The organism is Aliivibrio fischeri (assembly GCF_009727955.1).
Lineage (GTDB): Bacteria > Pseudomonadota > Gammaproteobacteria > Enterobacterales > Vibrionaceae > Aliivibrio > Aliivibrio fischeri_A.
In genome coordinates, this window is the sequence record NZ_WOBR01000016.1 from 84,257 (window position 1) to 93,993 (window position 9,737).

General features: G+C 44.6%; 22 protein-coding genes. All 22 read right to left on the reverse strand.

The window, feature by feature from the left end:
- Nucleotides 1-2: 2 nt before the first annotated feature.
- Entirely contained in the window at nt 3-437 is a 435-nt protein-coding gene (gene rplO / locus GNP81_RS18795; protein WP_005417259.1) for a 50S ribosomal protein L15, read from the reverse strand.
- Nucleotides 438-442: 5 nt separating this feature from the next.
- The gene (gene rpmD / locus GNP81_RS18800) at nt 443-622 is read right to left on the reverse strand and encodes a 50S ribosomal protein L30 (protein WP_005417257.1); all 180 of its coding nucleotides are present in this window, start codon (nt 620-622) and stop codon (nt 443-445) included.
- Between the two features lie 5 nt (nt 623-627).
- Nucleotides 628-1,128, reverse strand: coding sequence for a 30S ribosomal protein S5 (gene rpsE / locus GNP81_RS18805; RefSeq protein ID WP_005417255.1), 501 nt, complete (start codon nt 1,126-1,128; stop codon nt 628-630).
- Between the two features lie 14 nt (nt 1,129-1,142).
- Entirely contained in the window at nt 1,143-1,496 is a 354-nt protein-coding gene (gene rplR / locus GNP81_RS18810; RefSeq protein WP_005417253.1) for a 50S ribosomal protein L18, read from the reverse strand.
- A 9-nt stretch (nt 1,497-1,505) separates the two neighbouring features.
- Nucleotides 1,506-2,039: a 50S ribosomal protein L6 gene (gene rplF, locus GNP81_RS18815; RefSeq protein WP_005417251.1), complete on the reverse strand. Its 534-nt coding sequence runs from the start codon at nt 2,037-2,039 to the stop codon at nt 1,506-1,508.
- A 12-nt stretch (nt 2,040-2,051) separates the two neighbouring features.
- Nucleotides 2,052-2,444 (reverse strand): 30S ribosomal protein S8, encoded by a 393-nt coding sequence (rpsH, locus tag GNP81_RS18820; RefSeq protein ID WP_005417249.1) that lies wholly within the window; start codon nt 2,442-2,444, stop codon nt 2,052-2,054.
- A 29-nt stretch (nt 2,445-2,473) separates the two neighbouring features.
- Nucleotides 2,474-2,779 (reverse strand): 30S ribosomal protein S14, encoded by a 306-nt coding sequence (rpsN, locus tag GNP81_RS18825; RefSeq protein WP_005417246.1) that lies wholly within the window; start codon nt 2,777-2,779, stop codon nt 2,474-2,476.
- Between the two features lie 17 nt (nt 2,780-2,796).
- Entirely contained in the window at nt 2,797-3,336 is a 540-nt protein-coding gene (rplE, locus tag GNP81_RS18830) for a 50S ribosomal protein L5 (protein ID WP_005417245.1), read from the reverse strand.
- A 14-nt stretch (nt 3,337-3,350) separates the two neighbouring features.
- Entirely contained in the window at nt 3,351-3,665 is a 315-nt protein-coding gene (gene rplX / locus GNP81_RS18835) for a 50S ribosomal protein L24 (RefSeq protein WP_005417243.1), read from the reverse strand.
- A gap of 13 nt (nt 3,666-3,678) precedes the next feature.
- Entirely contained in the window at nt 3,679-4,050 is a 372-nt protein-coding gene (rplN, locus tag GNP81_RS18840; protein ID WP_005417241.1) for a 50S ribosomal protein L14, read from the reverse strand.
- A 164-nt stretch (nt 4,051-4,214) separates the two neighbouring features.
- Nucleotides 4,215-4,469 (reverse strand): 30S ribosomal protein S17, encoded by a 255-nt coding sequence (rpsQ, locus tag GNP81_RS18845; protein WP_005417239.1) that lies wholly within the window; start codon nt 4,467-4,469, stop codon nt 4,215-4,217.
- Entirely contained in the window at nt 4,469-4,660 is a 192-nt protein-coding gene (rpmC, locus tag GNP81_RS18850; RefSeq protein ID WP_005417238.1) for a 50S ribosomal protein L29, read from the reverse strand. Before rpmC ends, rpsQ begins: the two co-directional genes overlap by 1 nt.
- Nucleotides 4,660-5,070, reverse strand: coding sequence for a 50S ribosomal protein L16 (rplP, locus tag GNP81_RS18855; RefSeq protein ID WP_005417237.1), 411 nt, complete (start codon nt 5,068-5,070; stop codon nt 4,660-4,662). Before rplP ends, rpmC begins: the two co-directional genes overlap by 1 nt.
- Nucleotides 5,071-5,081: 11 nt before the next feature.
- The gene (gene rpsC / locus GNP81_RS18860; protein WP_005417236.1) at nt 5,082-5,780 is read right to left on the reverse strand and encodes a 30S ribosomal protein S3; all 699 of its coding nucleotides are present in this window, start codon (nt 5,778-5,780) and stop codon (nt 5,082-5,084) included.
- A 19-nt stretch (nt 5,781-5,799) separates the two neighbouring features.
- The gene (gene rplV, locus GNP81_RS18865; RefSeq protein ID WP_005417234.1) at nt 5,800-6,132 is read right to left on the reverse strand and encodes a 50S ribosomal protein L22; all 333 of its coding nucleotides are present in this window, start codon (nt 6,130-6,132) and stop codon (nt 5,800-5,802) included.
- A gap of 10 nt (nt 6,133-6,142) precedes the next feature.
- Nucleotides 6,143-6,421 carry a 30S ribosomal protein S19 gene (rpsS, locus tag GNP81_RS18870; protein WP_005417232.1) on the reverse strand — a complete coding sequence of 93 codons (279 nt, stop codon included), beginning with the start codon at nt 6,419-6,421 and terminating at the stop codon, nt 6,143-6,145.
- Nucleotides 6,422-6,440: 19 nt separating this feature from the next.
- On the reverse strand, nt 6,441-7,265 hold the full coding sequence (gene rplB, locus GNP81_RS18875) for a 50S ribosomal protein L2 (RefSeq protein WP_005417230.1): 825 nt from the start codon (nt 7,263-7,265) through the stop codon (nt 6,441-6,443).
- Nucleotides 7,266-7,280: 15 nt separating this feature from the next.
- A complete protein-coding gene (gene rplW / locus GNP81_RS18880) occupies nt 7,281-7,583 on the reverse strand; it encodes a 50S ribosomal protein L23 (RefSeq protein WP_005417228.1) in 303 nt (100 codons plus the stop codon).
- Nucleotides 7,580-8,182 carry a 50S ribosomal protein L4 gene (gene rplD / locus GNP81_RS18885; protein ID WP_005417226.1) on the reverse strand — a complete coding sequence of 201 codons (603 nt, stop codon included), beginning with the start codon at nt 8,180-8,182 and terminating at the stop codon, nt 7,580-7,582. The genes rplW and rplD overlap by 4 nt, the downstream gene beginning before the upstream one ends.
- Nucleotides 8,183-8,199: 17 nt before the next feature.
- Entirely contained in the window at nt 8,200-8,829 is a 630-nt protein-coding gene (gene rplC, locus GNP81_RS18890) for a 50S ribosomal protein L3 (RefSeq protein ID WP_005417224.1), read from the reverse strand.
- Nucleotides 8,830-8,841: 12 nt separating this feature from the next.
- Nucleotides 8,842-9,153 carry a 30S ribosomal protein S10 gene (gene rpsJ, locus GNP81_RS18895; protein WP_005417222.1) on the reverse strand — a complete coding sequence of 104 codons (312 nt, stop codon included), beginning with the start codon at nt 9,151-9,153 and terminating at the stop codon, nt 8,842-8,844.
- Nucleotides 9,154-9,565: 412 nt separating this feature from the next.
- A partial coding sequence (locus GNP81_RS18900; RefSeq protein WP_459076243.1) for an EF-Tu C-terminal domain-related protein occupies nt 9,566-9,737 on the reverse strand: 172 nt, incomplete at its 5' end.

The following is a 9,737-nucleotide window of genomic DNA, read 5'->3' on the forward strand; positions in this document are numbered from 1 at the left end:
GATTATTCCTCGATCTTACCGCCTGCAGCTTCGATCGCAGCTTTAGCGCCTTTCGTTACGCGTAGACCTTTAACAGTTACAGCAGTAGCGATTTCACCAGAAAGTACAACTTTCGCGAACTCAATGTTCTTAGTGATTACGTTAGCAGCTTTAAGGCTGTTTAGATCGATTACGTTACCTTCAACTTTAGCAAGTTCGCTTAGACGAACTTCTGCAGTTACTAGGCTCTTACGTGAAGTAAAGCCAAATTTAGGTAGACGTTGTTTTAGAGGCATTTGACCGCCTTCAAAACCAGCGCGAACTTTACCGCCAGAACGTGATTTTTGGCCTTTGTGACCACGGCCACCAGTTTTACCTAGGCCAGAACCGATACCACGACCTACACGCTTCTTAGAAGGTTTAGAGCCAGCAGCCGGTGATAGAGTATTCAAACGCATTCTGATTACTCCTCAACTTTAACCATGTAGTAAACTTTGTTGATCATGCCGCGAGTACACGGTGTATCTTCAACTTCTACTGTATGGTTGATGCGACGAAGACCTAGACCTTTAAGGCACAAGATGTGCTTAGGTAGGCGACCGATTGAGCTTTTAGTCTGAGTTACTTTGATAGTTTTAGACATGGTTCTTACTCCGAAATAGATTCAACAGTTAGACCACGCTTAGCAGCTACCATCTCAGGTGACTTAACGCTACTTAGACCAGCGATCGTTGCGCGAACAACGTTGATTGGGTTAGTAGAGCCGTAAGCTTTAGCTAGTACGTTGCGGACACCCACAACTTCTAGTACTGCACGCATCGCACCACCAGCGATGATACCAGTACCTTCTGCAGCTGGTTGCATGTACACTTTAGAACCAGTGTGGCGACCTTTAACAGCGTGGTGAAGAGTACCTTCGTTAAGTGCAATCGTAAACATGTTACGACGTGCTTTTTCCATTGATTTTTGAATCGCAGCAGGTACTTCACGAGCTTTGCCGTAACCGAAACCTACGCGACCGTTACCGTCACCAACAACTGTTAGTGCAGTAAAACTAAAGATTCGACCACCTTTAACCGTTTTAGAAACACGGTTAACAGCAATTAGCTTTTCGTTCAAATCTGTAGCTTGTTGTTGTTCTTTAGCCATCTTCCAACCCTACCTTAGAATTTCAGACCAGCTTCGCGAGCAGATTCTGCTAGCGCCGCTACTCGGCCGTGGTATTGGAAACCAGAACGATCGAAAGCAACATTAGTAATGCCTTTTTCGATAGCGCGCTCAGCAATTAGTTTACCAATTGCTTCAGCAGCAGCTTTGTTGCTAGTGTTTCCAAGTTGCTCACGGATTGCCTTTTCTACAGTAGAAGCGGCAGCGATAACCTCTGAGCCGTTTGGTGCGATTACCTGAGCGTACGTATGACGCGGAGTACGGTGTACTACAAGGCGAGTTGCACACAGTTCAGCGATCTTACGACGTGCACGTGTAGCACGACGGATGCGAGATGCTTTCTTATCCATAGTGATACCCTACTTCTTCTTAGCTTCTTTAGTACGCACGATTTCATCGGCGTAACGAACACCTTTACCTTTGTAAGGTTCAGGCTGACGGTATGAACGAAGGTCCGCAGCAACTTGACCAACTAATTGCTTATCACAACCAGTTACAACGATCTCAGTTTGAGTTGGACACTCAGCTTTAATACCTTCTGGTAGAGCGTGCTCTACTGGGTGTGAGAAGCCAAGAGTTAGGCCTACAGCGTTGCCTTTCATAGCAGCACGGTAACCTACACCTTTAAGAATTAGCTTCTTAGTAAAGCCTTCATTTACACCGATAACCATATTGTTTACTAGTGCACGAGCTGTACCAGCTTGAGCCCAAGCATTGGTAACGCCTTCGCGTGGACCAAATACAATAGTGTTATCTTCTTGTGAAACAACTACAGCGTCGTTAAGAACGCGAGTTAGTTCACCTTTACCACCTTTGATAGTGATTTCCTGGCCGTTCAGTTTCACTTCTACGCCAGCAGGAATTACTACAGGTGCTTTAGCAACACGAGACATATCCTACTCCTATTAAGCTACGTAGCAGATGATTTCGCCACCAAGACCAGCTTTACGCGCAGCGCGGTCAGACATAAGGCCTTTTGATGTAGAAACAACAGCAATACCAAGACCACCCATTACAGATGGTAACGCGTCGTTCTTCTTGTAAACACGAAGACCTGGACGAGAAACACGTTGGATTTGCTCGATAACTGGTTTAGCTTGGAAATACTTTAAAGTGATTTCTAGCTCAGGTTTGATGTCGCCTTCAACAGCGAAATCAGCGATGTAGCCTTCAGCTTTAAGTAGTGCAGCGATTGCAACTTTAAGCTTTGAAGAAGGCATTTTAACAGCAACTTTGTTTGCTGATTGACCGTTGCGAACGCGGGTCAGCATATCCGAAATCGGATCTTGCATGCTCATAAGATTTACTCCAAATGATTAAGTGGCAATTACCAGCTAGCCTTACGAAGACCCGGAATCTCGCCTTTCATGCAAGCTTCACGAACCTTAATACGGCTTAAACCGAACTTACGTAGGTAACCGTGTGGACGACCAGTTTGGTTGCAACGATTACGCTGACGTGATGCACTTGAATCACGAGGTAGAGCTTGCAGTTTAAGAACTGCATCCCAACGCTCTTCTTCAGAAGCATTTACATCGCTAATTAGAACTTTTAACGCAGCGCGCTTTTCAGCGAACTTAGCTACAAGTTTCGCACGTTTAGCTTCACGTGCTTTCATTGATTGTTTAGCCATAACAGTAACCCTTCACCTTACTTACGGAATGGGAAGTTAAAGGCAGCCAGCAGAGCTCGGCCTTCCGCATCTGTATTCGCAGACGTCGTGATAGTAATATCAAGACCGCGTACACGATCAACTTTATCATAGTCGATCTCAGGGAAGATGATTTGCTCGCGAACGCCCATGCTGTAGTTACCGCGACCGTCAAAAGACTTCGCGCTAACACCACGGAAATCACGTACTCGTGGAAGTGCAATAGAGATTAAACGCTCTAAGAATTCCCACATACGTTCGCCACGCAGGGTTACTTTACAACCGATTGGGTAGCCTTCACGGATTTTGAAACCAGCTACAGATTTACGCGCTTTAGTAATCAATGGTTTTTGACCAGAGATAATTGCCATATCAGCAGCTGCGTTTTCTAGTAGTTTCTTATCGTTGATTGCTTCACCAACACCCATGTTTAGGGTGATCTTTTCAACCCTAGGGACTTGCATGACGCTTGTGTAGCTGAACTCTTTGGTAAGCTCAGCGACTACAGACGACTTGTAGTAATCATGCAGTTTCGCCATAGTAGAACTCCAAATTACTTAATTGTTTCACCGTTAGATTTGAAGAAACGCACTTTTTTGCCTTCTTCAAAACGGAAACCGATACGGTCCGCTTTACCAGTTGCTTCGTTGTAGATTGCGATGTTAGAAGCATCAATAGCTGCTTCTTTCTCAACAATACCGCCTTGTTGACCAAGAGCCGGTACAGGCTTTTGGTGTTTCTTAACAAGGTTGATACCTTCAACGATAACTTTACCAGTTTCAAGAACCTTAGTTACTTTACCTTTCTTGCCTTTATCTTTACCGACAAGAACGATTACTTCGTCATTACGACGGATTTTAGCTGCCATTTTGTGCCGCTCCTTACAGAACTTCTGGTGCTAGTGAAACGATTTTCATGAATTTCGCATTACGAAGTTCACGAGTCACTGGACCAAAGATACGTGTACCGACTGGTTGCTCAGTAGTGTCATTCAACAATACGCAAGCATTACGGTCGAAGCGAATGATAGAACCGTCTGGGCGACGAACGCCTTTACGGGTGCGCACTACTACCGCCTTCAGAACATCACCTTTTTTAACTTTACCGCGAGGAATTGCTTCCTTAACAGTAACTTTGATGATATCTCCGATATGTGCATAACGGCGGTGAGAGCCACCCAGAACCTTAATACACATTACCTTGCGCGCACCAGAGTTATCTGCAGCGTCAAGTGTACTTTGCATTTGGATCATTGTTAGTGCTCCGCTAAATATTTAAAACTAGACCCATCACGGGTCGGGCTGCCTCTTTAAAAGGGATGGGGATTGTATCACCATTTTTTAAATAAAGGTAGTCAAAAAATAAACGGCCCCAAAAAAAATTCGGAGCCGCTTAAAGTCGCTATAGAATCAACAAATTAAGCTTTTGCTTTTTCTACAATGTTTACCAATGTCCAAGACTTAGTCTTAGATAGTGGACGACATTCACGAATCTCAACTGTGTCGCCTAGGCCACATTCGTTGTTTTCATCATGTGCGTGAAGCTTAGTCGTGCGCTTGATGTATTTACCGTAGATCGGGTGTTTCACCATGCGTTCAATAGCAACAACAATAGACTTGTCCATTTTGTCGCTAATTACACGACCTTGCATAGTACGAATTTTCTCGCTCATTATGCGCCAGCCTTCTCATTCAGTAAAGTTTTAACACGTGCGATATCACGACGTACAGCTTTCAGAGTGTGAGTTTGCTGTAGTTGACCAGTCGCAGCTTGCATGCGCAAGTTGAACTGTTCACGTAGCAAATTCAGAAGCTCTTCATTTAGCTCTTCAACGTTTTTCTCGCGTAGATCTTGTGCTTTCATCACATCACCTGCTTAGTTACAAAAGTAGTTTTGATAGGCAGTTTACGTGCCGCTAGGCGGAACGCTTCACGTGCCAACTCTTCAGGTACGCCGTTCATTTCGTACATAACCTTTCCAGGTTGGATTTGGGCTACCCAGTACTCAACGTTACCTTTACCCTTACCTTGACGAACTTCAAGCGGTTTTTCTGTGATAGGTTTGTCTGGGAACACACGGATCCAGATTTGACCTTGACGCTTAATGTGACGCGTCATAGCACGACGAGCCGCTTCAATCTGACGAGCAGTTAGACGACCACGGCCTACAGCTTTAAGACCGAAGTCGCCGAAGCTTACTTCAGTACCTTTAGCAAGACCACGGTTACGACCAGTCATAACCTTACGGAACTTAGTACGTTTTGGTTGTAGCATCAGTCGGCTCCTTACTTACGGCTTCTGCGCTGCTTCTTAGGCTTGTCAGCCTTAGGCTCTACTGCGTTAGCAGCTGGCATACCGCCTAGAACTTCACCTTTGAAGATCCAAACTTTAACGCCGATCACACCGTATTGAGTGTGAGCCGAAGAAGTTGCGTAATCAATGTCAGCACGTAGAGTATGTAGAGGCACACGACCTTCACGGTACCACTCAGAACGTGCAATTTCAGCGCCGCCTAAACGACCGCTTACTTCCACTTTGATGCCTTTAGCGCCAAGACGCATTGCATTTTGTACAGCACGCTTCATAGCACGACGGAACATAACACGACGCTCAAGTTGAGACGCGATGCTATCAGCAACTAGCTGACCGTCAAGCTCAGGTTTACGTACTTCAGCAATGTTAATTTGCGCTGGAACACCTGCGATTTTTGCTACGCCTGCGCGTAGTTTCTCTACGTCTTCACCTTTCTTACCGATTACAACGCCTGGACGAGCAGTGTGAATAGTCACACGGATGCTCTTAGCAGGACGCTCGATAACGATGCGTGATAGAGATGCTTTTTTCAGTTCTTTAGTAAGATACTGACGTACCTTGAAGTCGCCGTCTAGGTTGTCAGCGAACTCTTGGCTACTAGCAAACCATGTAGCATTCCAAGGCTTAACGATGCCAAGACGAATACCATTAGGATGTACTTTTTGACCCATTTGCTTAATCTCCTAGTCTTTAACGATCAGCTACAACGATAGTGATGTGGCTTGAACGCTTCAAGATGCGATCTGCACGACCTTTAGCACGAGGCATAATACGCTTCATGATAGGGCCTTCATCTACGAAGATTTTAGCGACATTTAGATCGTCGATATCTGCACCTTCGTTGTGTTCAGCGTTTGCGATTGCAGACTCAAGAACTTTCTTCACTAATACAGCAGCTTTTTTGTTGCTGAAAGTTAGGATTTCTAGAGCTTGGTCTACAGATTTACCACGTACTTGGTCCGCAACTAGGCGAGCTTTCTGTGGTGAAATACCGGCAAAACGATGTTTAGCAATAGCTTCCATATTCTACCTCTTAACGCTTTTTCGCTTTCTTATCAGCAGCGTGGCCGCGATAAGTACGTGTAGGTGCAAATTCGCCCAACTTGTGACCGATCATGTCTTCTGTTACGAAAACTGGTACATGTTGGCGACCATTATGGACAGCGATGGTCAAGTTGATCATTGTTGGAATGATCATTGAACGACGGGACCAAGTCTTAACAGGCTTTTTGTCTCCGCTTTCCACCGCTTTCTCTACCTTCTTCAGCAAGTGTAGGTCAATAAAAGGACCTTTCTTGAGAGAACGTGGCATGGCGATTCCTCTTTATAGATTATTTGTTACGACGACGTACAATGTACTTGTCAGTAGATTTGTTCTTACGAGTCTTGAAGCCTTTAGTTGGCATACCCCATGGTGATACTGGGTGACGACCGCCTGATGTACGACCTTCACCACCACCGTGTGGGTGATCAACTGGGTTCATTGCAACACCGCGAACTGTTGGACGAACACCGCGCCAGCGTGTAGCACCAGCTTTACCTAGCTCACGTAGCATGTGTTCAGAGTTACCAACTTCACCGATAGTCGCACGACCTTCAGAAAGAACTTTACGCATCTCACCAGAACGTAGACGTAATGTAACGTAAGCGCCATCACGTGCAATGATCTGTGCATAAGCACCAGCAGAACGAGCAATTTGCGCGCCCTTACCAGGTTTTAATTCAACACAGTGAACAGTAGAACCTACTGGGATGTTGCGCAATGGTAGGCAGTTACCTGCTTTGATTGGCGCATCAACACCTGATTGTACTGTATCGCCAGCTTGAATGCCTTTTGGTGCGATAATGTAACGACGCTCACCGTCTGCGAACAGAACTAGTGCAATGTTTGCACTACGGTTTGGATCGTATTCTAAACGTTCAACAACAGCTGGAATGCCATCTTTTGTACGTTTAAAGTCAATTAGACGGTAGTGTTGCTTGTGACCACCACCAACGTGACGTACTGTGATACGACCGTTATTGTTACGACCACCGTTCTTAGAGTTTTTCTCTAGAAGTGGTGCGTATGGTTTACCCTTGTGTAGGTCAGCGTTAACGATTTTAACAACGTGACGACGACCAGGGGAAGTCGGCTTACATTTAACAATAGCCATTTTTAACTACTCCTGTTATTCCGCGCCGCCAACGAAGTCTAAGTCTTGACCTTCTTTCAAGATTACGTACGCTTTTTTCACGTCAGAACGACGGCCTTGGCGTAAACCTTGACGTTTAGTTTTACCCTTAGTGATAAGAGTATTTACAGACTTAACTTCAACTTCAAACAACTTTTCTACAGCTGCTTTAATCTCTTTTTTAGTTGCATTAATTGCTACTTTGAAAACAATAGTGTTATTGCCTTCAGCAGCCATTGTTGCTTTTTCAGAGATTAGTGGGCCACGTAGAACTTTTAGTAGACGCTCTTCATTGATCATGCCAGCATCTCCTCAACTTGCTTAACTGCAGCTGCAGTCATTAGAACCTTGTCGAATGCAACTAGAGATACTGGATCAATACCAGCAACGTCACGTGCGTCAACTTTGTATAGGTTACGAGCAGCTAAGAATAGATTCTCGTCTACTTCGCCAGTTACGATAAGAACATCGTTAAGCTCAAGCTCTTTAAGCTTAGCAACTAGCTCTTTAGTTTTTGGTGCTTCAACTGAGAAGTTATCTACAACGATCAGACGATCTTGACGAACTAACTCAGAAAGAATGCTCTTAAGAGCACCACGGTACATTTTTTTGTTTACTTTTTGGCTGTGATCTTGTGGTTTCGCAGCAAAAGTAACACCACCTGTACGCCAGATTGGGCTACGAATAGTACCCGCACGAGCTCGGCCTGTACCTTTTTGACGCCATGGCTTAGCGCCACCGCCAGATACTTCTGAACGTGTTTTTTGAGCACGAGTGCCTTGACGAGCACCTGCTGCATATGCAACAACTACTTGGTGTACAAGAGCTTCGTTAAACTCACGTCCGAAAGTAGTTTCGGAAACAGTTAGTGCATCAGCACCTTTAACCATTAATTCCATTACTTACTCCTAAGACGTTATGCTTTAACAGCTGGTTTAACGATCACGTTGCCACCTGTTGAGCCTGGTACTGCACCTTTAATAAGAAGCAGATTGCGCTCAGCGTCAACACGTACGATCTCTAGGTTTTGAGTCGTAACACGCTCAGCACCCATGTGACCTGCCATTTTTTTGCCTTTGAATACGCGACCTGGAGTTTGACATTGGCCAATTGAACCCGGTGCACGGTGAGACAAAGAGTTACCGTGAGTCATATCTTGAGTACGGAAGTTCCAACGCTTAACAGCGCCTTGGAAGCCCTTACCTTTAGATGTACCAGTAACGTCTACTTTTTTGATTTCGTTGAAAACTTCAACAGTTAGCTCAGCGCCTACTGCGAATTCTTCACCGTTTTCTAAACGGAATTCCCAAAGACCACGACCTGCTTCAACACCTGCTTTCGCAAAGTGACCAGCTTCAGGTTTAGATACGCGGTTAGCTTTCTTAGAACCACAAGTAACTTGAATTGCATTGTAGCCATCAGTTTCAACAGTTTTCACTTGAGAAACACGGTTAGCTTCAACTTCAACAACAGTTACTGGGATAGAAACGCCTTCTTCGGTAAAGATGCGGGTCATGCCCACTTTACGACCGACTAGACCAATCATAATAATCTCCCCTTAACCTAGGCTAATTTGAACATCAACGCCAGCAGCAAGGTCTAAACGCATTAGTGCGTCAACAGTTTTATCTGTTGGCTCAACAATGTCGATTAAACGCTTGTGAGTACGGATTTCGTACTGGTCACGTGCGTCTTTGTTAACGTGAGGAGAAGTAAGAACAGTAAAACGCTCTTTACGAGTAGGTAGTGGAATAGGACCACGAACCTGAGCGCCAGTGCGCTTAGCTGTTTCAACGATCTCCGCTGTAGACTGATCGATTAGTTTATAATCGAATGCCTTTAGGCGGATACGAATACGTTGGTTCTGCATGAGACAGAGCTCCAATAATAAATACACAAACAATATCGCCACTCAATCCCGTAAGAACGAGAGAATGCCGATTGATTTATGTGAAACCATAGGTCCAAAATTAGGACACATTGTCAGTTAACTTATATTAGAAATTAATCTAAAAGTTTAAGTTCTAATAATATTAACCGCGAACATAAGCTGAGTATACATTCTAAGTAACTTACCCTACTCTGTAGGAATAAGCACTTTCCTCGCTGCTCATTGGTTCACAACTGGCTTAACCAGTGCGATGCATTATACAGATCACACTTTTAGTTGCAAGCATTGTTTGAAAAACAAACGAAAAAAATTATATTTTCTTACAAGCAACAAAAAAGGAAGCCGAAGCTTCCTTTTTTAGTCATGCGGAATATCGCAAAATCTTTAGCTATTAAGCGAAGATTTTAGCAACAACACCAGCACCAACTGTACGGCCACCTTCACGGATCGCGAAGCGTAGACCTTCGTCCATTGCGATTGGAGCGATTAGCTCAACCGTCATTTGAACGTTGTCACCTGGCATTACCATTTCTACGCCTTCTGGTAGAGTGATGTCGCCTGTT

Bases quoted from the DNA above. Each gene is read 5' to 3' on its own strand.
- rplO (WP_005417259.1), bottom strand. From the start codon at position 437: ATGCGTTTGAATACTCTATCACCGGCTGCTGGCTCTAAACCTTCTAAG.
- rpmD (WP_005417257.1), bottom strand. From the start codon at position 622: ATGTCTAAAACTATCAAAGTAACTCAGACTAAAAGCTCAATCGGTCGC.
- rpsE (WP_005417255.1), bottom strand. From the start codon at position 1,128: ATGGCTAAAGAACAACAACAAGCTACAGATTTGAACGAAAAGCTAATT.
- rplR (WP_005417253.1), bottom strand. From the start codon at position 1,496: ATGGATAAGAAAGCATCTCGCATCCGTCGTGCTACACGTGCACGTCGT.
- rplF (WP_005417251.1), bottom strand. From the start codon at position 2,039: ATGTCTCGTGTTGCTAAAGCACCTGTAGTAATTCCTGCTGGCGTAGAA.
- rpsH (WP_005417249.1), bottom strand. From the start codon at position 2,444: ATGAGCATGCAAGATCCGATTTCGGATATGCTGACCCGCGTTCGCAAC.
- rpsN (WP_005417246.1), bottom strand. From the start codon at position 2,779: ATGGCTAAACAATCAATGAAAGCACGTGAAGCTAAACGTGCGAAACTT.
- rplE (WP_005417245.1), bottom strand. From the start codon at position 3,336: ATGGCGAAACTGCATGATTACTACAAGTCGTCTGTAGTCGCTGAGCTT.
- rplX (WP_005417243.1), bottom strand. From the start codon at position 3,665: ATGGCAGCTAAAATCCGTCGTAATGACGAAGTAATCGTTCTTGTCGGT.
- rplN (WP_005417241.1), bottom strand. From the start codon at position 4,050: ATGATCCAAATGCAAAGTACACTTGACGCTGCAGATAACTCTGGTGCG.
- rpsQ (WP_005417239.1), bottom strand. From the start codon at position 4,469: ATGAGCGAGAAAATTCGTACTATGCAAGGTCGTGTAATTAGCGACAAA.
- rpmC (WP_005417238.1), bottom strand. From the start codon at position 4,660: ATGAAAGCACAAGATCTACGCGAGAAAAACGTTGAAGAGCTAAATGAA.
- rplP (WP_005417237.1), bottom strand. From the start codon at position 5,070: ATGCTACAACCAAAACGTACTAAGTTCCGTAAGGTTATGACTGGTCGT.
- rpsC (WP_005417236.1), bottom strand. From the start codon at position 5,780: ATGGGTCAAAAAGTACATCCTAATGGTATTCGTCTTGGCATCGTTAAG.
- rplV (WP_005417234.1), bottom strand. From the start codon at position 6,132: ATGGAAGCTATTGCTAAACATCGTTTTGCCGGTATTTCACCACAGAAA.
- rpsS (WP_005417232.1), bottom strand. From the start codon at position 6,421: ATGCCACGTTCTCTCAAGAAAGGTCCTTTTATTGACCTACACTTGCTG.
- rplB (WP_005417230.1), bottom strand. From the start codon at position 7,265: ATGGCTATTGTTAAATGTAAGCCGACTTCCCCTGGTCGTCGTCACGTT.
- rplW (WP_005417228.1), bottom strand. From the start codon at position 7,583: ATGATCAATGAAGAGCGTCTACTAAAAGTTCTACGTGGCCCACTAATC.
- rplD (WP_005417226.1), bottom strand. From the start codon at position 8,182: ATGGAATTAATGGTTAAAGGTGCTGATGCACTAACTGTTTCCGAAACT.
- rplC (WP_005417224.1), bottom strand. From the start codon at position 8,829: ATGATTGGTCTAGTCGGTCGTAAAGTGGGCATGACCCGCATCTTTACC.
- rpsJ (WP_005417222.1), bottom strand. From the start codon at position 9,153: ATGCAGAACCAACGTATTCGTATCCGCCTAAAGGCATTCGATTATAAA.